This is a genomic window from Kitasatospora purpeofusca, assembly GCF_000718025.1.
Taxonomy (GTDB): Bacteria; Actinomycetota; Actinomycetes; order Streptomycetales; family Streptomycetaceae; genus Kitasatospora; species Kitasatospora purpeofusca.
Genome location: NZ_JODS01000023.1, coordinates 1 through 25,816, shown reverse-complemented (window position 1 = coordinate 25,816; position 25,816 = coordinate 1). Strand labels below are relative to the sequence as shown.

The following is a 25,816-nucleotide window of genomic DNA, read 5'->3' as shown; positions in this document are numbered from 1 at the left end:
ACCGACCCGCACCCGCACCCCCGTACTGATCCGCACCCGGACCCCCGTACTGATCCGCAACCCGCAACCAGCAACCCGAACCACCGAAAGGCACCGCACATGAGCGGCCACGGAGCCCCCGAGCTGACCATCGACAACGCCGCCGACCTCAAGGTCGCCGTGATCGCCGCCCAGTGGCACGAGCAGGTGATGAACGGCCTGCTCGACGGTGCCCACCGCGCCCTCAAGGAACTGGGCGTCGCCGAGCCGACCGTCCTGCGCGTCCCCGGCACCTTCGAGCTGCCGGTGGCCGCCAAGCGCCTCGCCGAGCGCGGCTACGACGCCGTGGTCGCCCTCGGTGTGGTCGTCCGCGGCGGCACCCCGCACTTCGACTACGTCTGCCAGGCCGCCACCGCGGGCCTCACCCAGGTCTCCGTGGACACCGGCGTCCCGGTCGGCTTCGGCGTACTGACCTGCGACAACGAGCAGCAGGCGGTGGACCGCGCCGGCCTGCCCGGCTCCACCGAGGACAAGGGCCACGAGGCGGTCACCGCGGCCGTCGCGACCGCCCTCGCGCTGCGCGCCCTCTAGAGGGCCGGTCTCCGGCCGATCGGCCGGAGCGCCACCCGGACCGTGGACGTCCACCGGACTGTCCACGGTCCGGAACTGTTTACCGCCGGTCCGCCCGCACGCCGTATGGTGAGTCCCATCATGGCTTCGAAGACATTCGAGGAGCTCTTCACCGAGCTCCAGCAGAAGGCCGCCACCGGCGACCCCTCGTCCTCCCGTACCGCGCAGCTCGTCCAGCAGGGCGTCCATGCGATCGGCAAGAAGGTCGTCGAGGAGGCCGCCGAGGTCTGGATGGCCGCCGAGTTCCAGTCCGACGAGCAGACCGCCGAGGAGATCTCGCAACTCCTCTACCACCTTCAGGTGATGATGGTCGCCCGCGGGCTGACGCTCGACGACGTCTACAAGTACCTCTAGACCGCCGGACCTCCGACCGGCCGCCCGGACCACCGGTCCGCCCCGGCCGCCCGGAAACCCCACCCACACCGAACAGGTAAGGAACTGACCTCCATGCTGCGCATCGCCGTGCCCAACAAGGGTTCGCTCTCGGGTCCCGCGGCGGAGATGCTCCATGAGGCCGGCTACCGGCAGCGCAAGGACTCCAAGGAACTGGTGCTGGTCGACCCGGGCAACCAGGTCGAGTTCTTCTTCCTGCGCCCGCGCGACATCGCCGTCTACGTCGGCTCCGGCCGCCTGGACGTCGGCATCACCGGCCGGGACCTGCTGCTGGACTCGCACTCCAACGCCGAGGAGGTGCTCGCGCTCGGCTTCGCCGGCTCGACCTTCCGGTTCGCCCGCCCGGTCGGCGCGGCGGTCGAGGACGTCGCGGACCTCGAGGGCCTGCGGATCGCCACCTCCTACACCGGCCTGGTCGAGCAGCACCTGGCCGACCGCGGTGTGAAGGCCACCGTCACCAAGCTGGACGGCGCGGTGGAGACCGCGGTGCAGCTGGGCGTCGCCGATGTGATCGCCGACGTGGTGGAGACCGGCACCAGCCTGCGCAACGCCGGCCTGGAGGTGTTCGGAGAGCCGATCCTGATCTCCGACTCCGTGGTGATCCGCCCCAAGGGCGCCGGCGAGGACCCCCGCGTCGACCAGTTCCTGCGCCGGCTGCAGGGCGTGCTGGTGGCCCGCCGCTACGTGCTGATGGACTACGACATCCGCGCCGAGAACGTCGGCGCCGCCGTCGCCCTGACCCCGGGCCTGGAGTCGCCGACCGTCTCCCCGCTGCACACCGAGGGCTGGGTGGCCGTCCGCTCGATGGTGCTCCGCAAGGAGGCCCAGCAGATCATGGACGACCTGTGGGGCATCGGCGCCCGGGCGATCCTGGTCACCAACATCCACGCCTGCCGCCTCTGAGCGGCGCCGGCATAAGCACCGGTTGAATGGGGTGGGGCCGCCGTCGGCGCCCCACCCCGTTTCCGTGGTCCGACCCCGTTCGCCGTCCGACCGCCCCACCCCTCGAACCACCCCGGAGCCCCTCGTGTCCACCCCCGCCGAGTTCCCCGTCACCTGGGCCCCGCGCCGCACCCGCGCCGTGCTGCTGCCGGTCTGCGTCGTGCTGGTCGTGCTGTTCGCCGTGATCGCGGTCGCCCTCCCGGCCAACTGGCAGCTCAACGACCGGATCATGATGGCGCTCAGCGGGCTGCTCTTCGCCTCCGTCGGCCTGATGCTGGCGCGGCCGCGGGTCAGCGCCGACGCCGAGGGCGTGACCGTGGTCAACTTCGTCCGCAGCCGTCGGCTGGCCTGGGCGGAGATCGTCGGCGTGAACTTCCGCCAGGGCGACCCGTGGGCCTCCCTCGACCTCGCCGACGGCACCTCGCTGGCCGCCGTCGGCATCCAGCCCGGCGTGGGCCGGAACCAGGCGATCGCCGACGCCCGCGCCCTGCGCGACCTGGTCGCGCGGCACGGCGGCTGAACAGCCGCCGACCGACGCCCGTCGGCGGAGGCCCGGTGACCGGCGCCCGGTGACCGGAATCCGACGTCCGGCCGCGCCCGAACGTGAATCCGACCCTCGCACGGGTATGGTCTACGCTGGCAAAAGCGGGGCAAAGGCATTGCCCTGCCCGAAATCGACCTGAGGAGTGACACTCCCCGTCCATGGACGATCCGTCCGGTAGTACCTGCGCCGCCCACCCTCCGACCGACGGACGGCAGGCGGCACTGTGATCACGGCCTGGTTGCTGCTTCTCGCGGCCCTCCTGCTCATCCTCGCCAACGGCCTCTTCGTGGCCGCCGAGTTCGCCTTCGTGACCGTGGAGCGCGGCGCCGTCGAGCGCGCCACCGCCACGGGGGACGCCAAGGCCCGCCGGGTCTCCCGGGCCCTGCGCCACCTCTCCTTCGAACTCTCCGGCGCCCAGCTGGGCATCACCGTCACCTCGCTGGTCGTCGGCATGCTCGCCGAGCCCGCGCTGTCGACCCTGCTGAAGCCCCTGTTCGAAGCCGTCGGCCTCTCCGCCGGCGCCTCCCGCGGCGTCTCCGTGGTGCTCGGCATGCTGCTCGCCACCGTCGTCCAGATGGTGATCGGCGAGCTCGTCCCGAAGAACTGGGCGATCTCCCGCCCGCTCCAGGTGGCCCGCGCGGTCGCCGCCCCGCACATGGCGTTCTCCCGGGCCTGCCGCCCGCTGATCCGGGTCCTCAACGGCTCGGCCGACCGCACCGTGCGCGCCTTCGGCATCGAGCCGCAGGAGGAGCTGGACCACGCCCGCACGCCCGCCGAGCTGGTCTCGCTCGCCCGGCACTCCGCCCGGGCCGGCGCCATAGACGAGGAGTCGGCCACCCTGTTCGTGCGGACCCTCGGCCTCGGCGACCTCACCGCCGAGTCCGTGATGACCCCCCGCGTGGACGTCTCCGCGCTCCAGCGGGACGCCAGCGCCGCCGACGTCCTCAACCTCACCCGGGCCACCGGCCTGTCCCGCTTCCCGGTGTACACCGACACCCTGGACGAGGTCACCGGCACCGTCACCCTCAAGGACGCGCTCGCCGTCCCCGCCGCCCGGCGCGGCACCGTCCGGGTCGGCGACCTCGCCGTCCCGCCGCTGCTGGTGCCCGAGAGCCTCCCCGCCGAGCGGCTGCTCGACCAGCTGCGCCGCCTCCAGCCGATGGCCATCGTGGTCGACGAGTACGGCGGCACCGCCGGCGTGGTCACCGTCGAGGACATCGTCGAGGAGATCGTCGGCGAGGTGCAGGACGAGCACGACCCGGCCGACCGCCCCGAACTGCTGCCGCTGCCCCCGGTCGACGGACAGCCCGTCTGGGCGGCCGACGGCCGGGCCCGGCTCGACCAGCTGGAGGCCATCGGCCTGCACGCCCCGGAGGGCCCCTACGAGACGCTGGCCGGCCTGGTCACCGACCTGCTCGGCCGGCTGCCCGCCCCCGGCGACCGGGCCGAACTGCCCGGCTGGCGGTTCACCGTCGAGGCCGTGGACCGCCACCGGACCAGCAGGGTCCGGGTGGAACGCACCGCCGGGCACGACCACCCGCACAGCACCGAGGACGAGGGCCGCACCCGATGACCGCGCTCCAACTCGCCGTCGCCCTCGTCCTGCTGCTCGGCAACGCCTTCTTCGTGGGCGCCGAGTTCGCCGTGGTCTCGGTGCGACGCAGCCAGATCGAACCGCTCGCCGAGGCCGGCAACAAGCGCGCCCGCACCGTGCTGCACGCGCTGTCCAACGTCTCCGCGATGCTCGCCGCCGCGCAACTCGGCATCACCGTCTGCTCGCTGGGCCTGGGCGCGCTCGCCGAACCGACCATCGCCCACCTGCTGGAGGGGCCGTTCCACGCGCTCGGCGTCCCGGCCGGCCTGATGCACCCGCTCTCCTACGGGATCGCGCTGGCCGTCGTGGTCTACCTGCACATGGTCATGGGCGAGATGGTGCCCAAGAACATGGCGCTGGCCGGCCCGGAGAAGGCCGCGCTCTGGCTCGGCCCGCCGCTGGACCGGCTGGCCCGCTGGCTGGCCCCGGTGATCGCCTTCCTCAACGCCTTCGCCAACGGCGTGCTGAGGCTGTTCAAGGTCGAGGGCAAGGACGAGGTCGAGTCGGTCTTCACCACCGAGCAGCTGATCTACCTGCTCGCCGACTCCGGCGACGCCGGACTGCTGGCGAAGGACCGCCAGGAGCGGCTGGAGGACGCCCTCGAACTGGGCCGCCGCCCGCTGACCGAGGTGCTGCTCACCCCCGAGCAGCTGGTCACCGTGGACACCAAGGTGACCGCCGCCCAGGTCGAGGAGCTGGCGCTGCGCACCGGCTTCTCGCGCTTCCCGGTCACCGACGGCGACCCGGCCGGCCACGGCTACCTGGGGTACCTGCACCTCAAGGACATCCTGGAGGTCGACGACCCGTCGGTGCCCGTCCCGGCCCGGCTGTGGCGGCCGATCACCGTGCTCCGCGGCACCCTGCCGCTGGACGACGCGCTCGGCGCGATGCGCCGGGCCACCTGCCACCTCGCGGCCGTGCTCGACCAGGACGGGCGGACGCTCGGCGTGGTGATGCTGGAGGACGTGCTGGAGGAGCTGGTCGGCGAGGTGCACGACCCGGACCACCGCTCGGCCGCGTAGGCCGCCCGGGCCGCCCGCGCGGCCCCGCGCACACCCCGGGAGGCCCCGGGAACCCCGGTTCCGCCCGGGGTTCCCGGGGCCGCTTCGCTCTCGGCGATTCCGCTCTGAGCGTGGGGGCGTTCCGCTGCGGACCCTCGCCGGGCAGGGTGGTCGGCATGAGACTTCTCCTGCTGGGTGGGACGGAATTCGTGGGGCGGGCCGTCGCGGAGGCGGCACTGGAGCGGGGCTGGGAGGTGACGGTTTTCCACCGGGGCACGCACGCCGCGCCGGCGGGCGCCCGGGTACTGCACGGGGACCGGACGGCCGAGGGCGGGCTCGCGGCCCTGGCCGAGGGGGAGTGGGACGCGGTGGTGGACACCTGGTCCGCCGCCCCGTCGGCGGTGCGCGACAGCGCCCGCCTGCTGGCCGGCCGGGTCGGGCGCTACGCGTACGTCTCCAGCCGGTCGGTGTACGCGTACCCGACGCCGGCCGGCGCGGACGAGAGCGCCCCGCTGGTCGAGGGCTCGCCGGACGACGGTGAGATGCCCTACGCGGAGTCCAAGCGCGGCGGCGAGCTGGCGGCCCTGGACGCCTTCGGCGACCGGGCGCTGCTGGTCCGGGCCGGGCTGATCGTCGGACCGTACGAGAACATCGGCCGGCTGCCCTGGTGGCTCGGCCGGATCGCCCGCGGCGGCCCGGTGCTCGCCCCCGGTCCGCGCGACCTCGCGGTGCAGTTCATCGACGTCCGCGACCTCGCGATCTGGACCCTGGACGCGGTCGCGGCCGGCCTCGGCGGCCCGTACGACCTGGTCGGCCCGCGCGGGCACAGCACCATGGGCGAGCTGCTGGAGGCCTGCGCGAAGGCCACCGGCGCCGAGCCCGAGCTGCGCTGGACGGCGCCGGAGGCGATCGCCGAGGCCGGTATCGCCCCGTGGGTCCAGCTGCCGTTCTGGGTCCCGCCGGGCGAGCTGTACGACACCGTGCACGGCGCGGACGTGAGCAAGGCGCTGGCCGCCGGGCTGCGCTGCCGACCGGCGGCGGAGACGGTGGCCGACACCTGGGCGTGGCTGCGGTCGATCGGCGGGGCCGCGCCGCAGCGCCCGGACCGGCCGACCGTCGGCCTGGACCCGGAGCTGGAGGCCGCGGCGCTGGGCGGCTGACGACCGACGCCGCAACCCATGGCCGCGCCCGTGCCCGAGTCCGAGTCCGAGCCCGACGAGCGGGCCGGGCCGGGCGGGGCCGGGTCCGGCCCGGCCTCAGCCCCGGCCGTCGATCAGCTCGCCGTACGCCTGCAGCAGGTCCGGCAGCCGCAGCGTGGCGAGGTCCTCCCGGCCGGGCGGCTCGCGCAGCAGGGTGAGCCGCAGGTCCCGGTAGGCGCAGGACTTCTCGTACAGGGTGCGGATGAAGCGGCCGTTGCCGAGATCGTCGATCCAGCCCTCACGGACCACATGGGTGCAGATCGAGGCCAGCTCCTCGGCCGCGTCCTCGTCCCACCCGTCGCCGTCCTGCCCGGCGAGCGCCGCGCCGATCGCGGTCAGCTCGCCGGGGCGGTAGCTGGGGAAGTCGACCCGGGTGGTGAAGCGGGAGTTGAGCCCGGGATTGGTGGCCAGCAGCCGGTTCATGCCCTCCGGGTAGCCGGCCAGGATCACCACCAGCCGGTCCCGGTTGTCCTCGGCCCGCTTGAGCAGCACCTGCAGGGCCTCGTCGCCGTACGCGTCGCCCTTGCTGTAACCGGAGTTGGAGAGGCTGTAGGCCTCGTCGATGAAGAGCACGCCGTCCAGCGCGGAGTCGATCAGCTCGTTCGCCTTCACCGCCGTCTGGCCGAGGAACTCCCCGACCAGGTCGGCCCGTTGGGCCTCCACCAGGTGGTCCCCGGAGAGCAGGCCGAGGGCGTGGAAGACCCGGCCGAGGATCCGGGCGACGGTGGTCTTGCCGGTGCCGGACGGGCCGGAGAAGACGAAGTGCCGCTTGGGCGGCTGGACCGGCAGGCCCTGCTCGGCGCGCAGCCGGGCCATCCGCAGCTGCGCCGAGAGTGCCCGGACCTGCCGCTTGACCGGCTCCAGGCCGACCATCCGGGAGAGTTCGGCCAGCGCGGCGTCCAACTCGGCCCGGTGGTCGTCGCATTCGGACATCGCGCTGGTGCTCGCCGCCTGGGCCAGCGCCGTCTCGCCGCGTGCCGCCGCGGCGGCCGGGGAGGCGGCGGCGGGCTGCGGGGCGGTCGAGCCGGAGCGCCCGTTGCCGACCAGCGGGGGCGGTGCGCCCGCTCCGCCGCCGGGCCTGTTCCCCGTACCGCCCGTACCGCCGGTGCCGCCGGTGCCGGTGCCGCTGCCCGGTCCGGCCGAGGTGGGCAGGGCCGGGTGGCCGTCGTCCGCCTCGTCGTTGTCGGCCTCGACCGGCCCGCCGGGAGACGGACTTCCGAACGGGTCCGCGAACCCGGGCCCGCCGAACGCACCGGCTCCCGGCAGCTCGCCACCCGACAGCTCGGCACCCGGTGGTTCGGCGCCCGGCGGCAACTCCGGACCGGACAGCTCGGCGCCCGCGAAGGCCGTCGCCTGCTCCGACTCCGCCTGCTCCGTCCCGAACTCCGCACCCGTCCCGAACTCCGCGCTCGCGCCGAACTCCGAGCCCGCACCGAGCGCCTCGAAGCCGGCCTGCTCCAGGACGGCCGCGTCCAGCAGCGCCGCGTCGATCGCGTCGTCCTCCGCCCCGCGCCCCGCGTCCCGGCCGCCGATCCCGGCGCCGTCCAGCAGGGCGTCCGCGAGGCCGTCCTCCGCCGAGATCGCCGCGAGCCGGGCGGCGGTGTCCATGAACGCCGGGTCGGCCCGGTGCACGGCCCGGTACAGCGGCAGCGCGGCCGCGCTGCGCCCGGCGCCCTCGTAGGCGCGGGCCAGCCAGTAGCGCAGCTCCTTGCGCTGCGGCTGCTCGGAGCGGCAGCGGGCGAGCGAGGCGGCGAGCGGCGGCTGGGCCTGCGCGCACATGTCCAGCCGGACCCGGGCCATACCGGCGAACAGCCCGGCCTCGATGCCGAGCAGCGGGTCGTCGAGCAGCCGGTCGGTGTCCCGGATCAGCTGCTCCCAGTCCTTGAGGAGGTAGGAGCGGCAGGCGTGCAGGAAGCGCGCGGACGGGTCCTCGGCGGGGGCCGGGCACTGCTCCAGGGCGTGGTCCAGCTCGGTGAGGTGGCGTCCGTCCAGCCAGTGCGAGGCGTGCGCGAGGGCCAGGTCCCGGCCGGTCTCCAGTACCGGCTGCACCCACCAGCCCAGCCAGTACCAGGAACTGAGCGGGCGTCCGTGCCGCCGCCGCTGCTCGCCGAAGCGTTCCCGGTGCCGGTGCATCGCGAGCAGCGCGCCGGAGGTGTCGCTGCGCAGCGCGTGCAGGCCGAGCCAGGCGTCGGCCATGCCGGGGTCGAGCCGGACGGCGGCGCGGAACTCCTCCTCGGCCCGGGTGTACGCCCCGGCCGTGTAGGCGTCCATGGCACGCAGCCAGGCGCGGTCGGCGAGCCGGTTCGGAGCCGGGCCGCCCGCGGTGTTGCTGTCGGAACTCTCCACTCAACGCCCCCCGCGATGTGGCTCGGGGCCCGGCCGGTGCGGCGGTGTGCGGACCCGCCGGTGGTCGTCTGCCCACGGGGCGCATATGCGCCTGCCTGGAATCGTACCGGCGCGGCGCTGATCCGGAAGGGTGCCGCACGATGTCAAAAGCGATCGGGCGGAGGGCCGTTGAGGGGTGGCCGGCCCCGGGGCGGGGGAGTCGGACGGCATCCCCGGCTCACGGGGGAACAAGCCGGGGATGCCGGGTCCGAAGTTGCGGAATCAACAATTCCGCGAACGAGGGAGAACTTATTTCCTGGCGACGTCGCAGGTCAAGGGCATGGTTGAAGGTTCACCGACGGTGCCCGGCGCGATCCGCCCGGTCACCCCGTCGACCAGGGTGCCGGCGTGCGGGCGGCTCGGGTCCGCGGCGAAATGTGCCGATTCGGCGAGCGCCCAGCCGGCCCAGAACTCCGCCAGCCCCGGACCGTCCCGCCGCTCGCCCCGCCGCCGGGCCGCCGCAGCGTCCAGCTCCATCCACACCAGGCGGGCCAGCTCCGGCCGCACCGCGCGCCGCCCGGCGCCGACCCCCTCGACCAGGACCACCGGCGCGAGCGGCACCGCGGCCGTCCCGGCGAACCGGCGCAGCGTCCAGTCGTAGACCTCGTACTCCGCGTCCCGGCCCGACGCGAGCGGCTCCAGCACCTGGCCGCGCAGCCGTTCGGTCCAGCCGAACGGCTCGGCGTGGGTCGCCAGGTCGTCCAGGTGCACCACCGGGGCGCCGCCGAGCGCGGCCGCCAGCCGGGCGGCGAAGGTGGTCTTGCCCGAGCCCGCGTGGCCGTCCACCGCGACCAGCCGCACCGGACCGCAGGACGGCGGCAGCGCCCGCAGCTCGGCGGCGAGGGCGGCCAGCTGGTCGGGGGCCGCCGGCGCGTCGGAGGCCGCCGGGGACGCCGCGGGTCCGCCCGGGCCGGGCCGCACCACGGGCCGCGCGCCGGGCCGCACGACGGACCGGGCGACGGACCGGGTGACGGGCCCCATTACCGGGGCGGCGGAAGTCTCGGAAGAAGCCACAACGTCAACCCTACGGCGGACTCCGCGCCGGTCCGGACAGTGTTCGAGTCCTGCCCGTGACGGCGGCGCCCTGATCAGGCATACTCGCATCGCCATGCCTGTGAACGGCCGTTCACCGCGATCCGGTGCCGCCCGGCCGAGGCTGCCACACCCTGCGCGGGCCCGACCACACCCCGGGGCCCGGCGCACGACCGAGGAGGCGACCAGCCGCTATGACCACCTCCCCCGCGAAGTCCGTGGACCGCCAGCTGCCCAGCGAGGAGGCCCGCGAGCTCCTGAACCTCACCCGGGACCTCGTCCAGCGTGAGCTGAAGCCGCGCGCCGCGGAGGACGAGGCCGCCGGCCGCTTCCCGCGCGAGGTCTTCCGCACGCTCGGCGAGGCCGGCCTGCTCTCCCTCCCCTACGACGAGAAGTACGGCGGCGGCGAGCAGCCGTACGAGGTCTACCTCCAGGTGCTGGAGGAGCTGGCGTCCGGCTGGCTGGCCGTCGGCCTGGGCGTCAGCGTGCACACCCTCTCCTGCCACGCGCTCGCCACCTTCGGCACCGACGAGCAGCGCGAGCGCTGGCTGCCCGGGATGCTCTCCGGCGAGCAGCTCGGCGCCTACTGCCTGTCCGAGCCGCAGTCCGGCTCCGACGCCGCCGCCCTGCGCACCCGGGCCGACCTGGACGGCGAGGAGTACGTCGTCGGCGGCACCAAGGCCTGGATCACCCACGGCGGCCAGGCCGACTTCTACAGCGCCCTGGTGCGCACCGGCGAGGAGGGCGCCCGGGGGATCAGCTGCCTGCTGGTGCCCGGCACCCAGCCCGGCCTGTCGGCCGCCCCGCCCGAGCACAAGATGGGCATGAAGTCCTCGCCCACCGCCCAGCTGCACTTCGACGGCGCCAGGGTCTCCCGGGAGCGGCTGATCGGCAGCGAGGGCCAGGGCTTCCAGATCGCGCTCGCCGCGCTGGACTCCGGCCGGCTCGGCATCGCCGCCTGCGCGATCGGTGTCGCCCAGGCCGCGCTCGACACCGCCGTCGACTACGCGCGCGAGCGCCACCAGTTCGGCCGGCCGATCGCCGACTTCCAGGGCCTGTCCTTCATGCTCGCCGACATGGCCACCCAGATCGAGGCCGGCCGCGCGCTCTACCTGTCCGCCGCCCGCCGCCGCGACGCCGGCCAGGCGTTCTCCAAGGAGGCGGCGATGGCGAAGCTGTTCTGCACCGACGCCGCGATGCGGGTGACCACCGACGCCGTCCAGGTGCTCGGCGGCTACGGCTACACCCAGGACTTCCCGGCCGAGCGCTACATGCGCGAGGCCAAGGTGCTGCAGATCGTCGAGGGCACCAACCAGATCCAGCGCCTGGTGATCGGCCGCCACCTCACCAAGGGCTGACCGCCGACCGGCCGCAGTCCCCTCCCGGGGGCCCGGCGGGCGGCACGCGAACGGCCCCCGGCGTCGCTCCTGGGTGCGGAGCGTGGCCGGGGGCCGTTCTGCCGATCATCGGGGCCGACGCGCGATGCCCGGGCGCGCGGCCGGCGCTCAGCGCCGGGAGAATCGGCCGCGCTGCTCCGGAATGACCGGCGCGGAGCCCGAGCGGACCGGGCGGTGCACCAGCGCGTGCGAGAACGGCTGGGTGCGCCAGTCGTGCTCGCCCGGCAGCGCGAGCAGCGCGGCCAGGCCGGCCGAGTCGGCCTCCTCGGCGCACTCCACCTCGGCCAGGTCGTCGGTCGGCGTGCCCGAGCCCGGGCACAGGGTGGGGGAGAAGGGGTGCCAGGCCCGGGGCAGCACGGCGTGCTGCGGCAGCCGCGCCTCGTCGCCCACCAGGGCGATCGGACGCCGGCAGGACGGGCAGTCGACCCGGACGGTCTCCCACGGCTCGGCCTCGCCCGGATCCACCCCCGGCGCGGCGTCGTAGGGGACCGCGAGGTCCTCGCGGTCGGTCGTATCGTGGGCGTCGTCCGCGCCCGTCGGGCGCTGGTCGGTAACGCGCATGGTGATCCCCCTCGGATCGGGCCCGGCGTGGTCGCCCGGGGCCACAACCAGCATTTCCCGCCGACGCGGACTCATAACCCTGCAGTTCGGCGCACTGTGATGCACCGGGTGTGTCCTTCGCCACATTCGTCCGGCATGTGCCCGTACGGCACTCCGGGGCGCGCCGGGTGCCGCTCCGCGCCCCCTCCCGGTCCCGCGTGCGCCCCCGGTCCGCCGCCGCCCGCGCCCCCCGCCGCCGCGATCCGCGCGCCCACGAGGGGGTAGGTTTGCGCCTTGTGGAGGATCTCGATCAACGCATCGTCCGACTGCTTCTCCAGGACGGCCGGATGAGCTACACGGACCTGGGCAAGGCCACCGGCCTGTCCACCTCGGCGGTGCACCAGCGGGTGCGCCGCCTCGAACAGCGCGGGGTGATCCGCGGCTACACCGCGATCATCGACCCCGACGCCGTCGACCTCGCGCTCACCGCGTTCATCTCGGTCAAACCCTTCGACCCCAGCGCCCCCGACGACACACCGGAGCGGCTGGCCGACCTGCCCGAGATCGAGGCCTGCCACAGCGTCGCCGGCGAGGAGAACTACATCCTCAAGGTCCGCGTCGGCGCCCCCGGCGACCTGGAGGACCTGCTGGCACGCATCCGCAGCGCCGCCGGCGTCTCCACCCGCACCACCGTCGTCCTCTCCACCCCCTACGAGGCCCGCCCCCCGAGGCTCTGACCGGCCCTCCGCGGGGTGCAGACTTGGCCCATGACCGAACGCACCTCACGGACCGTCCTGCTGCGCGGCGGCGCCGTCTACAGCCCCGCCGACCCCTTCGCCACCGCCATGCTCGTCGAGGGCGAGCACGTCGCCTGGGTCGGCAGCGACGGTGCCGCCGAGGCCTACGCGCGGACCGCCGACGAGATCGTCGAACTCGACGGCGCCCTGGTCACCCCGGCCTTCGTCGACGCCCACGCGCACGCCACCGCCACCGGCCTCGCGCTCACCGGCCTCGACCTCACCGGCACCCCCTCGCTGGCCGCCGCCCTGGCCGCCGTCACCGCCTTCACCGCCCGTCAGCAGCCCGGCGGAGTCCTCATCGGCCACGGCTGGGACGAGACCGGCTGGCCCGAGGGCCGCCCGCCGACCCTCGCCGAACTGGACGCCGCCGCCGGCGGCGCAGCCGTCTACCTCTCCCGCACCGACGTGCACTCCGCGCTCGCCACCACCGCGCTGCGCGACCTCACCGAGGGCCTCGCCGACCGGCCCGGCCACCACCCCGACGGCCCGCTCACCCGCGACGCCCACCACGCCGTCCGCGCGACCGCGCTCGCCCGCCTCACCCCCGCCCAGCGCCGCCACGCCCAGCGCGCCGCCCTCGCCCGCGCCGCCGAACTCGGCATCGGCGCCCTGCACGAGTGCGCCGGCCCCCAGATCTCCTCCGAGCAGGACCTCACGGCCCTGCTGGAGCTGGCCGCCGAGGGCGACGGCCCCGAGGTGTTCGGCTACTGGGGCGAGCTCGCCGAGCACGGCGGCGTCGAGACCGCCCGCCGGCTCGGCGCCGTCGGCGCCGGCGGCGACCTCTTCGTCGACGGCGCCCTCGGCTCGCACACCGCCTGCCTGCAGCACGACTACGCCGACGCCGCCCACACCGGCACCTCCTACCTGACCGCCGCCCAGGTCGCCGACCACGTCGCCGCCTGCACCGAGGCCGGCCTCCAGGCCGGCTTCCACGCCATCGGGGACGCCGCGGTCGCCGCCGTCCTGGACGGCGTGCGGGCGGCCGGCGACCGGGTCGGCGCCGACCGCGTCCGGGCGCTGCGCCACCGGGTCGAGCACGCCGAGGCCCTCGACGAGAAGACCGTCGCCGCCTTCGCCGAACTCGGCCTCACCGCCTCCGTGCAGCCCGCCTTCGACGCCGCCTGGGGCGGCCCGGACGGCATGTACGTGCAGCGCCTCGGTGCCGAGCGGGCCGCCGCGCTCAACCCGTTCGCCGCGCTGCTGCGCTCCGGCGTCCCGCTGGCCTTCGGCTCGGACGCCCCGGTCACCCCGCTCGACCCCTGGGGCACCGTCCGGGCCGCCGCCTTCCACCGCACCCCCGAGCACCGGATCTCGGTCCGGGCCGCGTTCACCGCCCACACCCGGGGCGGCTGGCGGGCGGTCGGCCGCGACCAGGACGGCGTGCTCGTCCCCGGCGCGGTCGCCAGCTACGCGATCTGGGCCGCCACCGACCTGGTCGTCCAGGCCCCGGACGACCGGGTGGCCGGCTGGTCCACCGACCCGCGCTCCGGCACCCCCGGCCTGCCCGACCTCACCCCGGGCCACCCGCTGCCCACCTGCCTGCGCACCGTGGTCCGGGGCCGCACCGTCCACCTCGCCGAGGCCGTGAGCAGCACGGCCACCGGCACGGACACCGGTGCGGCCACCGGCGCGTAGACCGGCACCGGAACCGGCGGAAAACCGGATGATCGGAGCGGGCCGGCCGCCGTAGGTTGGCGCCCATGACCGATCAGCCGTTCGTCCCCGCCGACTTCACCGTCCCCCGCGCCCTCGACGCCGAGGGGTTCCGCCTGGAACCCCTCGGCGAGCAGCACAACGAGGCCGACCACGCCGCCTGGACCGGCAGCGTCGCGCACATCCGGGCCACCCCCGGCTTCGGAGACGGCACCTGGCCGCCGGCCGAGGGCATGGACCTCGACCGCAACCTCGCCGACCTGCGCCGGCACGCCGCCGACTTCGAGGCCCGCCGGGGCTTCACCTACAGCGTCCTGGCCGTGCCCGGCGACGCCGTCGTCGGCTGCGTCTACCTCTACCCGGACCAGGAACGGCCCGGCGCCGCCGAGGCCAGCTCCTGGGTCCGCGCCGACCGGGCCGAGCTGGACGCCCCGCTCCACCGCGCGGTCTCCGACTGGCTCGCCACCGCCTGGCCGTTCGCCGAGGTGACGTACGCCCCGCGCTGACCGGGCCGGGGCGACGCCCGCCGGGCCGCCGCGCCGGCCCGGCGGGACGGCGCAAAGCGACCCTCACCTCACGGCGGGGTGTCCGGACGGGGTACCTTCTTCGGACAGCGTCCGAACAGCCGTCCCGGTACACCACAGCGGGACGGCGTCGAGAGAGATGGTGCGACGGTGGTCATGCCCGTCACCCAGGAGCGGTCCGGTACCGCACCCGAAACCCCCGACGAGGAACCCGGTCCCGGCCCCGGCCGCGGCGCCCGGGCCCTCGCCAGGATCCGGGCCGGCCTGCCCCGCACCGGACTGGCGGCGCTCGCCGGGCTGCTGCTCGCGCTGGCCTTCCCGCCGTTCGACCTGTGGCCGCTGTCCCTGCTCGGTGTCGCCGCGCTGTCCCTGCTCACCCGGGGCCGCACCGTCCGCCAGGCCGCCTGGACCGGCTTCGCCTTCGGCCTGCCGTTCTTCCTGATGCTGCTCAGCTGGCTGCGGGTGGTCGGCTGGGACGCCACGGTCGGCCTGTCCGTCGTCGAGGCGCTCTTCCTGGCCGCCCTGGGTTCCGGCCTCGCCGTCACCTCCCGGCTGCCCGGCTGGCCGCTCTGGGGCGCCTGCCTGTGGATCACCCAGGAGTGGGCCCGGGACCGGCTGCCGCTCGGCGGCTTCCCCTGGGGCCGGCTGGCCTTCGCCAACACCGCCACCCCGTTCACCCCGCTGGCCGCGCTCGGCGGCGCCCCGCTGGTGACCTTCGCCGTCGCCCTGTCCGGCACCCTGCTCGCCTGGGCCGCCGTGCGGGCCACCGGCCGCGGCACCGACCGCCGCCCGGTCGCGGCCGCGCTCGCCGCGCTCGGCGCCGTCGCCACCATGCTCGCCGGGTTCCTGGTGCCGGTGCCCACCGCGCCCGCCGACACCGTCAAGGTCGCCGTCATCCAGGGCAACGTGCCCAACCCCGGCATGGACTTCCTCGGCCGCCCGATGATGGTCCTCAACAACCACGCCGCCGCCACCGAGAAGCTCGCCGAGGACATCAGGGCCGGCCGGGCCGAGAAGCCGGACATCGTGATCTGGCCGGAGAACTCCTCCGACCTCGACCCGTTCTCCGACCCGCTGGCCTACCGGCGGATCGACGAGGCCGTCCGCGCGATCGGCGTGCCCACCCTGGTCGGCACCCTCGTCGACGGCCCCGACGAGCAGCACGTGCAGAACGAGGGCATCGTCTGGGACCCGAAGACCGGCCCCGGCGCCTCCTACACCAAGCAGCACCCCGTGCCGTTCGGCGAGTACGTGCCCTTCCGTGACCAGCTCTCCAAGGTCATCACCCGCCTCCAGCGGGTCGCCCGCGACTTCTACCCCGGCGACCACAACGGCGTCATGCAGCTCGGCCCGGCCCGGATCGGCGACGTCATCTGCTTCGAGGTCGCCTACGACGAGATCGTCCGCGACACCGTCGACCAGGGCGCCCGGGTCCTCGTCGTGCAGACCAACAACGCCACCTACGCCAAGACCGGACAGCCGGAGCAGCAGCTCGCGATGAGCCGGCTGCGCGCCGTCGAGCACGGCCGCGCGGTGCTGATCGCCGCGACCAGCGGCATCAGCGCGGTCATCGCCCCGGACGGCAAGGTCGTCCAGCGCACCGAGGAGCTGACCGCCGCCGAGCTGATCGCGACCGTCCCGCTTCGCGACGGCACCACCGTCGCCGACCGGGTCGGCGCCGCCCCCGAGTGGACACTCGCGGTGGCCGGCCTGCTGGCCTGCGCCGGGGGCGTGCTGCTGACCCGCCGCCGCCGTACGACCGCTGCGGGGGACGCCGGCACCACCACCGCCGGGGAGACCGGCACCACCGCCCGCGGCGGCGCGCCCACCCCCGGCGAGTGACCCGCTGTTCCACCGGGCCCGCGCCCGGTGGAACACCGGCCGCCGGCCGACCGTTGGACCAGGTGGTGCCGTAGCCGGCCCGGACCTCCCGTGCGGCGCGCAGAGCACCGCATGGAGTGGATTCGTACCGTGACCCGGCAAGACACCCCCACCCGTCCGGCCCCGCGCTCGAAGCTACGGCGCGCGCTGCCGCTGCTGCTGACCGCCTGGCTGGTGCTGGAGATCTGGCTGCTGGTGCAGGTGGGCTCCTGGCTGGGCGGCCTGACCGTGGTGCTGCTGCTGATCGCGGGCGCGCTGATCGGCGGCTCGCTGATCAAGCGGGCCGGCGCCCGCGCCCTGTCGGCGGCCTTCGAGCAGACCCGCGACCCGCGACCGGAGCAGCCGCAGACCGGGACCAGCCTGACCGTGCTGGCCGGTCTGCTGCTGATCCTGCCCGGCTTCCTCTCGGACGGGCTGGCGCTGACCCTGCTGTTCCCGCCGACCCGCGCGCTGTGGCGGGCGGCCGGACGCCGGGCGGCCGACAAGGTGCTGCGCTCCGCCGCCACCGCCGGCACCGACCCGCTGGCGGACGCGATGCGGCTGCAGGAGCAGCTGCGGATCCACCGCCCGGACGGCAAGGTGATCCAGGGCGAGGTGGTCGAGCCGGGCGCCGGTCCGGCCGCCGGACCGCAGGGCCCGGACACCGGCTACCGTCCGCCCCTCAACGGCTGACCCCGCCCGTCGGCGCCCGCCCGCCGGTGCTCCTGTTCCGGAGCGCCGGCGGCCGCGTGCACCCGGCCGACGGTCACGTGCACCCGGTACGAGCAGCGGTCAGCTGTACCCGGTGCGAGTGGCTGACGGGCGCGAGGCGCCTGCCGGCGGAAACGCGAAAGGGACCCTGGTGACCAGGGTCCCTTTTCGCGTGCCCCCGCCGGTCGGCGGGAGCGGGGTCAGGCGCTCTTGCGGGTGTCCCGCGGGTGTACCGCGAGGTTCATCCCACCGGAGCGGAGCACGGCCAGCCGCTCGGCCAGCACCTCCTCCAACTCCTCACGGGTCCGGCGCTCCATCAGCATGTCCCAATGGGTACGCGTCGGCTTGGTCTTCTTCTCCTCGGGCTCGTCACCGTCGAGGAGTACCGCCTCCTGGCCGCAGAAGCGGCATTCCCAGGCGGAGGGGATCTCGGCCTCGACCGAGAAAGGAACCTCGAATCGGTGTCCGTTCTGACATGCGTACTCGACGGTCTGGCGGGGAGCCAGATCGATACCGCGGTCGGTCTCGTAGCTAGTGGCCCCGAGTCGCGTGCCGCGGAGAGCTCGCTCGCTCATGAATCGTGCCTCCCGGGCTTATGGCCCACAGGACTAGTGGTCGCTGTTCTTCGTCGTTCGGTCAACGCTCGGCTTCCGACGAAGATTCCCGTCCCGGGACATGCGTCGTCTGTTGTGCCGTCCCTGTTTGTACCCACCGGCGCCCGATTTGTCACATCTGGCCGGTGATATCACCCCAGGTGTCACCTATTTCACATCTGGTGATCGGTCGGCCTTTCCCCGACGAGCGTACCGGGCCGGGATTCGACGGCGGAAGCCGCCCCTCCCCTTCGGATGTACGGCCGCAGGTCAGGCGAGTGGGCGGAAGCGTAGCGCGGCCGGGCCCTTGGCGAGGTCCACCCCGGCGTGCGCGGCCGGATCGAGCTCCACCGCGACGGTCGGCAGGCCGTCCGGGTGCACCGGCAGCGGCTGCGCGGAGGGGACCGGCGCGGGGGCCTCGGTGCGGGTGTCGCGGTGCGGCAGCAGGGTGATCACGGCGTCCCGCAGCGCGGCCGGCGCCTCCTCGTCCAGGGGGTCGACGGTGGCCGGCAGCTGGAGCCGGACCGGGGCGCCGGTGCCGATCCGGGCGTAGCCGCGTCCGGCCGGGGCGTGCGCGGCGGGCACGATGTCCAGCGGCACCCCGAGGGCGGCGTGGCTCTCCTCCGGGCCGGCCGGGCCGAGCACCACCCGGGCCCGGGCGGTGGCCCGGACGCTCGGCGAGATCCGGTCCCGCGCCTCGATGTCGTCGGCGACCACCACGGTGACCCGGGCGGCGCGGCCGTGCCGCAGCGGCAGCTCCAGCAGGTCCTGCGGGTCCGGGCGGCCCTCGGCGTGGGCCAGCTCGGTCAGCTCGGTCGGGTGGTCCAGCAGCAGCCACAGCGGCCGGGTGACGTCGGCGGGCGGCGCGGCGCCCGCGTGCCGGGCGGCGTTCAGCGCGGTGAGCCGGCGCTCGGTCTCCTGGGCCGCCCAGTGCAGCGCGGCCAGCGCGCCGTGCAGGCTGGTCTCCACGGTGTGCACGCCGGGCCGGTTGACCAGGCAGGCGTGCTCGCCGGTGCCGGCGCCGTCGATCACCATCAGGTCGGCGTACGGCAGGACCTGGAGGGCGATCGAGCGGATCAGGCTGGAGGTGCCGTAGCCGCTGACGCCGAGCGCCAGCAGGTGCGGCTCGGCCGAGCGCGGGCCGGTGCGCCAGACCACCGGCGGCTGCTGGGCGGGCATGCCGCCCTGCTGCACCGGGATGGTCCTGGCGCTGCCGTCCTCGTCGGTGAAGCCGAGCACGATCTCGCCGGGCGCGGCCACGAAGCGCTGGGCGGCGATGTCCGTGGGCAGCGGCGCCAGGGCGGCGATCCGCAGCCGGTTGGTCTCCTCGTCCCAGTCGAAGCGGTACTCCCGGGCCCGGCCGGCCTTGCCCTGGACGACCTGCTCGATCCGGGCCCGGGCGGCCGGCTCGGTGTCGGTGAAGTACGCGGGGTAGGCGATCTCCAGCCGGGAGAGGCGGCCCTCGGCGTCGAACTCCCACCCGGTGAAGACGTTCTTCCAGCTGCCCTCGTGGTGGTAGAGCGGTGCGAGCTCGTCCGGCCCGGCCAGGTACGGGGTGAGCGCCGCGTACAGGGCGGTGAGCTTGACCTCGGCGACGTCCGGCTCGGGCGGGGCCGCCGGGGCCTTGGGCGCGCGCCCGGCCCAGGCGGCGCTGGCCATCAGCGCGACCAGCGCGAACAGCAGGCCGTGCGGCAGCAGGAAGATGCCGACCAGCATCGCGGCGACCAGGAACACCGTCGGCCCGCGCCGCTCCTTCGGGGTGGCCTGCCAGCGGGCCTTGGCCCAGCCGACGTGGTGGCGCAGCCCCCGGCCGACGACGGTGAGCGGCGCGAACATGTCGGAGGCGTGGTCGCCGGCCGTGCGGGCGAGGTCGCGGCCCTTGTTGAGGTGGTGGCGGTTGAGCGGCATTCCTGGCTCCCCGGGCGAGTGGGACGGTCGGGTGGAACGGGGCTTGCGGCGACGGCCGGTCCGGTGGCGGCAGCGGCCGGTCCGCCGGCGGCTCCGGCGGGAACGACCGGGCCCGGGGCGGTGGGATCCGCGCCCGGGCCCGTAGGGCGGAAGAGCCCCGCTAGAACTTGATGCCGCCGAGCAGGCTGGCGAGGGTCGCGCCGCCCGCCGTGATGCTCGGCGCGATCGAGGAGCCGGCGATGTAGAAACCGAGAAGGGCGCAGACGATCGCATGGGAGACCTTGAGTCCGTCCCTGCGGAAGAAGAGGAATGTGATGGTGCCGAACAGGACGATGCCGGAAATCGAGAGGATCACGTTCTGCTCCTCGAAGGAGGGGACGGGGACAGTGTCACGGAAAGTGCCATAATCGTGACAAAAAGTAATAGATGATGGAACGGTGCAAATGGGTGGATCTCCGGAGATGCCCCACCTTGTGACCCGGACGGCGGTGTGCGAACCGACCCCGCCGGGGCCCGGGGGTGCCGCATTTCCGGCGTGCCGAGCCATTCCCGGCCCCCGGGCGGGAAGCTTCCGGGGGTGGTGCAAAGTTCCCCCGAACGGGCGCGCAACCTTCCCGCCCGCGTGTCGTGCGCTACGGTGCGTCCGGCGCGACCACCGACCACACCGGCGCGGCCCCGATCCGGGCCGCGCCGCGGAGAAAGGCCGAGACATGACCGACACCCCCGACGCCGACGTGATCGCCCTGGCCGGAAAGCTCTTCGACGCCGCCCGGGCCGGGGACTCCGCCACCCTCGCCGCCTACGTCGACGCCGGTGCCCCGGCCGACCTCACCAACGACCGCGGCGACACCCTGCTGATGCTCGCCGCCTACCACGGCCACGCCGACGCGGTCACCGCCCTGCTGGAGCGCGGCGCCGACCCGAACCGGGCCAACGACCGGGGCCAGACCCCGCTCGCCGGCGCCGTCTTCAAGGGCAACGACGACGTCCTCGACGCCCTGCTCGCCGGTGGCGCCGACCCCGCCGCCGGCACCCCGTCCGCCGTGGACACCGCCCGGATGTTCGAGAAGGCGGCTCTGCTCGCCCGGTTCGAGGGGCGGGCGGAGGCGGGCTGAGCGAGAGTCGTAGGCTTGACGACCATGGAGAGCACCACCACCGGCGGAACCTTCGCACACGACCGTACGGGTGACCGCATCGAGCTGCGCGTCACCGGCTTCGGGCACCCCGACGCCCAGCTCCTCACGGCGGAGGTCCAGCAGGAGTACGTCGTCCGCTACGGCGAGGGCGACATCACCCAGTTGCACCCCGACCACTTCGAGCCGCCCGCCGGCCTCTTCGTCATCGCGTACCTCGACGACCGGCCGGTCGCCTGCGGCGGCTGGCGCGCCAAGTCGGCGGCGCCGTTCGGCATCCGCGACGGCGACGCCGAACTGAAGCGGATGTTCGTCCGACCCGAGGCGCGCGGCCGAGGCCTGGCCCGCACGCTGCTGCGCCACCTGGAGCGGACCGCCGCCGACGCCGGCCGGACCAGGTTCGTCCTGGAGACCGGCACCGAGCAGCCCGAGGCCATCGCCCTGTACGCCTCCGAGGGGTACGCGGCGATCGAGAAGTTCGGCATCTACCGCGAGCACCCGCAGAGCATCTGCCTGGGCAAGGAGTTCGACGGCGCGTCCGCCGTCTGACCCGCGCTCGGGCCGGGTAGCCTCCCGAGGGGGACCGGTCGGTCCCCCTCGGGAGGGGCGCCGGCCGACGGCCGGCGACGGGCGGGGGAGAACCGCGGATGACCGGACCGGTACTGCCCTCCGAACGCGCCGGAACCACCGGAGACGGTGACCTCGGAGAACTCGCCGACCCCGACGGCCCATTGGCCCGCCTGGTGGCCGAGGGCCTGCGCACCGCCGGGACCGGCGGCGTCTGGTCGGTGGGCGACGCCGGCGGCGTCCGGGCCCGCGGCCGGACCGGCCCCCTCGGCCAAGGCGCCTGGGCCGCACGGGAGATGGACCACGACACCCTCTTCGACCTGGCCAGCATCACCAAGATCGTCGCCCTCTGGCCGTGCGCCGGAGCCCTCCGACAGGCCGGCCGGCTCCCGCTCGACCGCCCCCTCGCCGACCTCTGGGCCCCGGCCGCCCGGCACCCCGTCGGCGCCGTGACGATCCGTCAACTCCTTACCCACACCGCCGGAATGCCGCTGCGCACCCGCTTCGCCGAACTCTACGGCGACGACCCGGCCGCGATCCGGGCCGGCGTGCTCGCCGCCCCGCTGCACCGCCCGCCCGGCGCCGCCGTCGAATACACCGACCGGGCCGCCGTCCTGCTCGGCCACCTCGTCGAGGACCTCGCCGGCGCACCGCTCGACCGGCTCGCCGCCCGGCAGGTCTGGCAGCCGCTCGGCATGACCGACACCCACTACGGCCCGCTCAGCCCGGACAACGCCCACCGCACCGCCCCCACCGAGTACGAGCGCACCGCCGGCGGCATCCTGTGCGGCACCGTGCACGACCCCTCGGCCCGGCTGCTCGGCGGCGTCTCCGGCAACGCCGGCGCCTTCTCCACCGCCCGCGACCTGGAACGCTTCCTCACCGCCCTGCTCGCCCCACCCGCCGGACTGCCCTGGGGCGAACCCTGGATCACCGAGTCCCTGCGCGTCCACACCGGCGGCCTCGCCCCCGCCCGCGGCCTGTCCTGGCTCTGCGCCGCCGGCACCGACCCCGCCGCCGGCACCTTCGTCCACTACGGCTTCACCGGCACCGGCATCTGGATCTCCCGCCGCCGCGGCCGCTGGGCACTGCTGCTCACCAACAAGGTCCACTACGACCGCGACTTCCGGCCGCTCACCGACCTGCGCAACGCCTTCCGCCGGGCCGTCCTCGGCTGACGGCCCGGCGGGGCGTGCCTGCAGTGGCGCCGCAGGTCAGAGCAGCGTCGACCAGTACGACCAGAACCGGTTCAGGATCAGCAGCGCGATCACCGCCGCCCACAGCACCGGCAGCGCCCAGTGGTAGCGGGCCGCCTCCCGGACCACCGGCCGCAGCCGGGGCCCCACCGGGATCACCCCCGACCGCAGATTGTGCAGCGTCGTGTACCAGAACAGCGCCACCACCGTCACCCAGACCACCATGCAGTACGGGCACAGCGCGCCGATGTCGTACAGCGCCTGGACGATCAGCCAGTGGGTGAACCCCACCCCGAACAGCGTCCCGGCCTGCAGCCCCAGCCAGAACCAGCGCCGGTACGCGGCCCCCGCCAGCAGACCCGCGCCGACCGCCGCCAGCGCGCCGAACGCGGCCAGCCCCAGCAGCGGGTTCGGGAAGCCGAACACCTCGGCCTGCGCGGTGCGCATCACCGAACCGCAGCTGATCACCGGATTGATGTTGCAGCTCGGTATGTAGGAGGGATCCTCCAGGATCCGGAGCTTGTCGAAGGTCAGCACCGCCGAGGCGGCCAGCCCGACCAGGGCGCACAGCAGGACGAACAGCGAGAACGCGCGGCCCGCGCCGACCGGCCCCGGAGCGGGCACGGCCGGACCGGAGGCAGCGGGACGGGAGGAGGAGTGGGACGGCAGAGCGGTCGATGCGGTCATGGCAGAGCACTCCGTGGATGGGGAAGGGGCCGGCCCGGCCGGGAGATCGGCCGGGCCGGTGGTGCTCACTGCAAGCCCGCGGCCTGCTTCACCTGCGCGGTGAACTGCTCCGCCGTCAGCGCCTTGTTGCCGCTGAACAGCGTGAGCGGCTTGCCGTCCACCTTCACCGTCGGGGTACCGGTCACCCCGCTGTCGTTGAACGCGTCCGCGACCTTCTTCGCCCATGGCGCGTACGTCCGGTCCGTGACCGCCTTGACGAAGGCGTCCGACTTCAGACCCGGCACCTTGTCGGCCAGCTCCAGCAGGTGGTTGACGTCGCCGAAGCCGTCCTCGCGCTCGTCCGGCTGGTTGGCGTACAGCACGTCGTGGTACGCCTTGAACTTGTCCACGCCCTCGTTCACCGCGGCGCCGATCGCCGCCAGCGCGGTGCGCGAACCCTTGCCGCCGAGGTTCTTGTCCAGGAACGCGGCCAGGTGGTACTCGACCTTGACCGTGCCGTCCTCCGCCAGCTTGCGGACCGCGTCCCCGTTGGCCGCCTCGAAGTTCTTGCACACCGGGCAGCGGAAGTCCTCGAACACCTGGAGGGTGTGCGCGGCGTCCGCCTTGCCGTAGGTGATGACCGTGCCGTCCGCGCCCGAGGTGTTCGCCGGGACGACCATCGCGGTCGGCTCGACCGCGTCCGCCGCCGAGGACTTGCTGTCGCCGCCGGCCGTGCTGATCGCCAGCGCGGTGCCGCCGACCAGGGCGAGACCGACCACGAGCGAGACGCTGACGACTATCCGCCGGCGGCGCGCGTTCGCCTGCTTCTCCAGGCGCTGCGCCTCCTGGATGCGCTCACGGGCGCTGATCTTCTGGGCCTGCTTGCGGGAGGGCTTCTGGTTGGGGTGAGCCATGTCGGTTCAACTCCGTAATGGGGCGCGCCCAGGGGCGCGCGGAGGTGTCCCTACCCCGGCGCACGGCGTACGGCGCGGGCGCGCGGGGGCGCCGGCGCAGGTACGGGCCGGAGGGGACTACTGGACTGGAGGCGGAGTCGCGCACCGCCCGCCGGACACCCCGGACACCTGCGAGCCCGTCACGGGGCAGTCGTCAGGGAGTCGTCAGGGAGTCGTCAGCGGGCGAGCGCCAGCAGCGGCGGGCCGCGGCGCGGCGCCGGACTCAGCACCACGTCCTCGCGGTGCGGGCGGCGGCGGTCCGGGACCGGCAGCGGCACCCGCAGCACCGGCCGGGCCGGTGCCGGGACCAGCAGCGCGACCAGCGCGCGCAGCGGCGCGGCGACCGCCTGGCGCAGCGCGCGCAGCGCCCGCACCAGGCCGGACAGGGCCGCGTCACCCAGCCGCAGCCAGGCAGCGGCGGCCAGCGCGATCACCAGGTGCACCAGCAGGAGCAGCAGTTGGGTGGCCGCGGGCGCCAACCGCCCGGAGTGCCCCAACTGGCCGTAGAGCAAGGACGACCCGTCCACCGAGCCGCCGCCGCAGACCAGCAGGTTCATGCCGCGGGCGGGGAGGTCGGCGCCGAGGACCGGACCGCAACTGGTCTGGCCCAGATTGAACGTCGTGTTGAGCAGCAGCTCGACCGGGACCAGCACGGCCGCGATCTGCGTCAACCGCCGCTCCCCGCCGGCCAGTACGGCCGCGACCAGGAAGACGACGGCGGTCGCGACCATCACCAGGGTGAGCGGCAGCGGGCGACCGGTGATCACCACCTGGCCCAGCGCGGACAGCGGCACGGCGAGCGCGGTGAACACCGCGGCCCGCAGGGCCCTCGTCGCGTGGGTGGAGGTCGTCACGATCGGGAGTATGTCACGGCCCTTACGCCGGGCACGAGGGTGCGTCGGGGCCGGCGGCCGGATCGGCGCACAGATTGTCCCGCATCGGTCGTCCGTTCGCGGTCCGGGGGTGGGGAGTTCACCGGGGCGATGGGTTTGACGGCCCGGCTGCGGGTGAGGGGCCGTCAGCTGCTGACGGGGTCGGTGGGACGGTCCGACAATCGGGCGATGGACTATGCCCATGGCCCGGGGCCGGGGGCGCCCGATGTGCCGGAGGTGCCCGCGGTGCCGTCACCGTCGTGGCTTTGGCCGCCGTGGCCGTGGTTCCCGCCGCATCCCCCGCACCCTTCGCACTCCCCGCACCCTTCGCACTCCGCGACGCCCTGCCCGTCGCCGTCTCCTTCACCGTCCTCCACGCCCTGGCCCGCGCCGTCCTCCTCGCCGTCGGCGCCCTCCGTGCCGTCGCCGTCGCCGTCGCCGTCCGCCCAGCCGTCCGCTCCGGCTCCCGCCGCGCCGTCCGCTGCCACGTCCCCCGAGTCGGCCGCACCGTCGCCCGTGCGGACCGCGCCCACCACCGCCACCGTCCCGACCACCCCCACCACCCCGGCCGTCACCCGGCAGCCCGCGAAGCTCGCCCCGCCGCCGCTCCCGCCGCACGCCGCCGTCACCCTCCGGCCGGGACCCGAACCGTCCCCCTCGGCCCCGCAGCCGCAGACCGCGCCCAGCTGGACGGCGCAGCCCCCGCCCATGCCCCCGCCCCCCGCTCCGACCGCCACCCTCACC

The 25,816-nt window shown here is 74.8% G+C and carries 25 protein-coding genes and 1 pseudogene; 17 read left to right on the top strand and 9 right to left on the bottom strand.

What is annotated here, in order from left to right; translation table 11 throughout:
- Positions 1 to 99: 99 nt before the first annotated feature.
- The 7 genes from ribH (at position 100) to IF01_RS0128150 (ending at position 6,243) form a co-directional block, all read left to right on the top strand.
- Positions 100 to 570, top strand: a complete 471-nt coding sequence (ribH, locus tag IF01_RS0128180) for a 6,7-dimethyl-8-ribityllumazine synthase (RefSeq protein ID WP_030396372.1) — start codon at positions 100 to 102, stop codon at positions 568 to 570.
- A gap of 120 nt (positions 571 to 690) precedes the next feature.
- Complete coding sequence (locus IF01_RS0128175; protein WP_030306151.1) at positions 691 to 963, top strand: phosphoribosyl-ATP diphosphatase; 273 nt, start codon at positions 691 to 693, stop codon at positions 961 to 963.
- 93 nt (positions 964 to 1,056) lie between these two features.
- Positions 1,057 to 1,905 carry an ATP phosphoribosyltransferase gene (gene hisG, locus IF01_RS0128170; RefSeq protein WP_030396371.1) on the top strand — a complete coding sequence of 283 codons (849 nt, stop codon included), beginning with the start codon at positions 1,057 to 1,059 and terminating at the stop codon, positions 1,903 to 1,905.
- A 124-nt stretch (positions 1,906 to 2,029) separates the two neighbouring features.
- Positions 2,030 to 2,464 carry a PH domain-containing protein gene (locus tag IF01_RS0128165; RefSeq protein ID WP_030396370.1) on the top strand — a complete coding sequence of 145 codons (435 nt, stop codon included), beginning with the start codon at positions 2,030 to 2,032 and terminating at the stop codon, positions 2,462 to 2,464.
- Between the two features lie 247 nt (positions 2,465 to 2,711).
- Positions 2,712 to 4,061, top strand: a complete 1,350-nt coding sequence (locus tag IF01_RS0128160) for a hemolysin family protein (RefSeq protein ID WP_030396369.1) — start codon at positions 2,712 to 2,714, stop codon at positions 4,059 to 4,061.
- Entirely contained in the window at positions 4,058 to 5,104 is a 1,047-nt protein-coding gene (locus tag IF01_RS0128155; RefSeq protein ID WP_030396368.1) for a hemolysin family protein, read from the top strand. Before IF01_RS0128160 ends, IF01_RS0128155 begins: the two co-directional genes overlap by 4 nt.
- A 155-nt stretch (positions 5,105 to 5,259) precedes the next feature.
- On the top strand, positions 5,260 to 6,243 hold the full coding sequence (locus IF01_RS0128150) for an NAD-dependent epimerase/dehydratase family protein (protein ID WP_030396367.1): 984 nt from the start codon (positions 5,260 to 5,262) through the stop codon (positions 6,241 to 6,243).
- Between the two features lie 96 nt (positions 6,244 to 6,339).
- Here IF01_RS0128150 and IF01_RS0128145 read toward each other — a convergent pair whose 3' ends face one another.
- Both IF01_RS0128145 and IF01_RS0128140 read right to left on the bottom strand, forming a co-directional pair.
- Positions 6,340 to 8,628, bottom strand: a complete 2,289-nt coding sequence (locus IF01_RS0128145) for an AAA family ATPase (RefSeq protein ID WP_030396366.1) — start codon at positions 8,626 to 8,628, stop codon at positions 6,340 to 6,342.
- A gap of 288 nt (positions 8,629 to 8,916) precedes the next feature.
- Entirely contained in the window at positions 8,917 to 9,681 is a 765-nt protein-coding gene (locus tag IF01_RS0128140; RefSeq protein ID WP_233290316.1) for a uridine kinase family protein, read from the bottom strand.
- A gap of 212 nt (positions 9,682 to 9,893) precedes the next feature.
- Here IF01_RS0128140 and IF01_RS0128135 point away from each other — a divergent pair, with 212 nt between their 5' ends.
- Positions 9,894 to 11,057, top strand: coding sequence for an acyl-CoA dehydrogenase family protein (locus IF01_RS0128135; protein WP_030396364.1), 1,164 nt, complete (start codon positions 9,894 to 9,896; stop codon positions 11,055 to 11,057).
- Between the two features lie 147 nt (positions 11,058 to 11,204).
- On the opposite strand, the gene IF01_RS0128130 is transcribed toward IF01_RS0128135, so the two are convergent.
- Entirely contained in the window at positions 11,205 to 11,657 is a 453-nt protein-coding gene (locus IF01_RS0128130) for a hypothetical protein (RefSeq protein WP_037781425.1), read from the bottom strand.
- Between the two features lie 275 nt (positions 11,658 to 11,932).
- Here IF01_RS0128130 and IF01_RS0128125 point away from each other — a divergent pair, with 275 nt between their 5' ends.
- The 5 genes from IF01_RS0128125 to fxsA all read left to right on the top strand — a co-directional run bounded on the left by IF01_RS0128125 (position 11,933) and on the right by fxsA (position 17,166).
- A complete protein-coding gene (locus IF01_RS0128125) occupies positions 11,933 to 12,373 on the top strand; it encodes an Lrp/AsnC family transcriptional regulator (protein ID WP_030396362.1) in 441 nt (146 codons plus the stop codon).
- A 30-nt stretch (positions 12,374 to 12,403) separates the two neighbouring features.
- Positions 12,404 to 14,071 carry an amidohydrolase gene (locus IF01_RS0128120; protein WP_051756369.1) on the top strand — a complete coding sequence of 556 codons (1,668 nt, stop codon included), beginning with the start codon at positions 12,404 to 12,406 and terminating at the stop codon, positions 14,069 to 14,071.
- Positions 14,072 to 14,136: 65 nt separating this feature from the next.
- On the top strand, positions 14,137 to 14,595 hold the full coding sequence (locus IF01_RS0128115; protein WP_030396360.1) for a GNAT family N-acetyltransferase: 459 nt from the start codon (positions 14,137 to 14,139) through the stop codon (positions 14,593 to 14,595).
- A 174-nt stretch (positions 14,596 to 14,769) separates the two neighbouring features.
- Positions 14,770 to 16,455, top strand: a complete 1,686-nt coding sequence (gene lnt, locus IF01_RS0128110) for an apolipoprotein N-acyltransferase (RefSeq protein ID WP_051756410.1) — start codon at positions 14,770 to 14,772, stop codon at positions 16,453 to 16,455.
- Positions 16,456 to 16,584: 129 nt separating this feature from the next.
- Entirely contained in the window at positions 16,585 to 17,166 is a 582-nt protein-coding gene (fxsA, locus tag IF01_RS0128105) for an FxsA family membrane protein (RefSeq protein WP_030396358.1), read from the top strand.
- Between the two features lie 218 nt (positions 17,167 to 17,384).
- Here the strand turns inward: fxsA and IF01_RS0128100 are convergent, their stop codons facing one another.
- From IF01_RS0128100 to IF01_RS0128090, 3 genes are all read right to left on the bottom strand, one after another.
- The gene (locus IF01_RS0128100) at positions 17,385 to 17,759 is read right to left on the bottom strand and encodes an RNA polymerase-binding protein RbpA (protein WP_030396357.1); all 375 of its coding nucleotides are present in this window, start codon (positions 17,757 to 17,759) and stop codon (positions 17,385 to 17,387) included.
- A gap of 288 nt (positions 17,760 to 18,047) precedes the next feature.
- Entirely contained in the window at positions 18,048 to 19,685 is a 1,638-nt protein-coding gene (locus tag IF01_RS0128095; protein WP_078880373.1) for an FtsK/SpoIIIE domain-containing protein, read from the bottom strand.
- A 160-nt stretch (positions 19,686 to 19,845) separates the two neighbouring features.
- On the bottom strand, positions 19,846 to 20,040 hold the full coding sequence (locus IF01_RS0128090; RefSeq protein ID WP_030306123.1) for a hypothetical protein: 195 nt from the start codon (positions 20,038 to 20,040) through the stop codon (positions 19,846 to 19,848).
- A gap of 355 nt (positions 20,041 to 20,395) precedes the next feature.
- On the opposite strand from IF01_RS0128090, the gene IF01_RS0128085 reads away from it, so the two are divergent.
- From IF01_RS0128085 to IF01_RS0128075, 3 genes are all read left to right on the top strand, one after another.
- Positions 20,396 to 20,800: an ankyrin repeat domain-containing protein gene (locus IF01_RS0128085; protein ID WP_030396355.1), complete on the top strand. Its 405-nt coding sequence runs from the start codon at positions 20,396 to 20,398 to the stop codon at positions 20,798 to 20,800.
- A gap of 78 nt (positions 20,801 to 20,878) precedes the next feature.
- The gene (locus IF01_RS0128080; protein ID WP_030396354.1) at positions 20,879 to 21,367 is read left to right on the top strand and encodes a GNAT family N-acetyltransferase; all 489 of its coding nucleotides are present in this window, start codon (positions 20,879 to 20,881) and stop codon (positions 21,365 to 21,367) included.
- 98 nt (positions 21,368 to 21,465) lie between these two features.
- On the top strand, positions 21,466 to 22,563 hold the full coding sequence (locus tag IF01_RS0128075; protein WP_078880371.1) for a serine hydrolase domain-containing protein: 1,098 nt from the start codon (positions 21,466 to 21,468) through the stop codon (positions 22,561 to 22,563).
- Between the two features lie 36 nt (positions 22,564 to 22,599).
- On the opposite strand, the gene IF01_RS0128070 is transcribed toward IF01_RS0128075, so the two are convergent.
- The 3 genes from IF01_RS0128070 to IF01_RS0128060 form a co-directional block, all read right to left on the bottom strand.
- Entirely contained in the window at positions 22,600 to 23,268 is a 669-nt protein-coding gene (locus IF01_RS0128070; RefSeq protein ID WP_078880370.1) for a vitamin K epoxide reductase family protein, read from the bottom strand.
- Positions 23,269 to 23,333: 65 nt separating this feature from the next.
- Positions 23,334 to 24,161, bottom strand: coding sequence for a DsbA family protein (locus IF01_RS0128065; protein WP_030396351.1), 828 nt, complete (start codon positions 24,159 to 24,161; stop codon positions 23,334 to 23,336).
- A gap of 215 nt (positions 24,162 to 24,376) precedes the next feature.
- On the bottom strand, positions 24,377 to 25,054 hold the full coding sequence (locus IF01_RS0128060; protein ID WP_030396350.1) for a hypothetical protein: 678 nt from the start codon (positions 25,052 to 25,054) through the stop codon (positions 24,377 to 24,379).
- 534 nt (positions 25,055 to 25,588) lie between these two features.
- Here IF01_RS0128060 and IF01_RS49370 point away from each other — a divergent pair.
- Positions 25,589 to 25,816, top strand: a pseudogene (locus IF01_RS49370) (sigma-70 family RNA polymerase sigma factor); the annotation flags it as partial.

Bases quoted from the DNA above. Each gene is read 5' to 3' on its own strand.
- hisG (WP_030396371.1), top strand. From the start codon at position 1,057: ATGCTGCGCATCGCCGTGCCCAACAAGGGTTCGCTCTCGGGTCCCGCG.
- IF01_RS0128095 (WP_078880373.1), bottom strand. From the start codon at position 19,685: ATGCCGCTCAACCGCCACCACCTCAACAAGGGCCGCGACCTCGCCCGC.
- IF01_RS0128135 (WP_030396364.1), top strand. From the start codon at position 9,894: ATGACCACCTCCCCCGCGAAGTCCGTGGACCGCCAGCTGCCCAGCGAG.
- IF01_RS0128070 (WP_078880370.1), bottom strand. From the start codon at position 23,268: ATGACCGCATCGACCGCTCTGCCGTCCCACTCCTCCTCCCGTCCCGCT.
- IF01_RS0128085 (WP_030396355.1), top strand. From the start codon at position 20,396: ATGACCGACACCCCCGACGCCGACGTGATCGCCCTGGCCGGAAAGCTC.
- IF01_RS0128115 (WP_030396360.1), top strand. From the start codon at position 14,137: ATGACCGATCAGCCGTTCGTCCCCGCCGACTTCACCGTCCCCCGCGCC.
- IF01_RS0128150 (WP_030396367.1), top strand. From the start codon at position 5,260: ATGAGACTTCTCCTGCTGGGTGGGACGGAATTCGTGGGGCGGGCCGTC.
- IF01_RS0128155 (WP_030396368.1), top strand. From the start codon at position 4,058: ATGACCGCGCTCCAACTCGCCGTCGCCCTCGTCCTGCTGCTCGGCAAC.
- ribH (WP_030396372.1), top strand. From the start codon at position 100: ATGAGCGGCCACGGAGCCCCCGAGCTGACCATCGACAACGCCGCCGAC.
- IF01_RS0128065 (WP_030396351.1), bottom strand. From the start codon at position 24,161: ATGGCTCACCCCAACCAGAAGCCCTCCCGCAAGCAGGCCCAGAAGATC.
- IF01_RS0128100 (WP_030396357.1), bottom strand. From the start codon at position 17,759: ATGAGCGAGCGAGCTCTCCGCGGCACGCGACTCGGGGCCACTAGCTAC.
- IF01_RS0128075 (WP_078880371.1), top strand. From the start codon at position 21,466: ATGACCGGACCGGTACTGCCCTCCGAACGCGCCGGAACCACCGGAGAC.
- IF01_RS0128120 (WP_051756369.1), top strand. From the start codon at position 12,404: ATGACCGAACGCACCTCACGGACCGTCCTGCTGCGCGGCGGCGCCGTC.
- IF01_RS0128130 (WP_037781425.1), bottom strand. From the start codon at position 11,657: ATGCGCGTTACCGACCAGCGCCCGACGGGCGCGGACGACGCCCACGAT.
- IF01_RS0128175 (WP_030306151.1), top strand. From the start codon at position 691: ATGGCTTCGAAGACATTCGAGGAGCTCTTCACCGAGCTCCAGCAGAAG.
- lnt (WP_051756410.1), top strand. From the start codon at position 14,770: ATGCCCGTCACCCAGGAGCGGTCCGGTACCGCACCCGAAACCCCCGAC.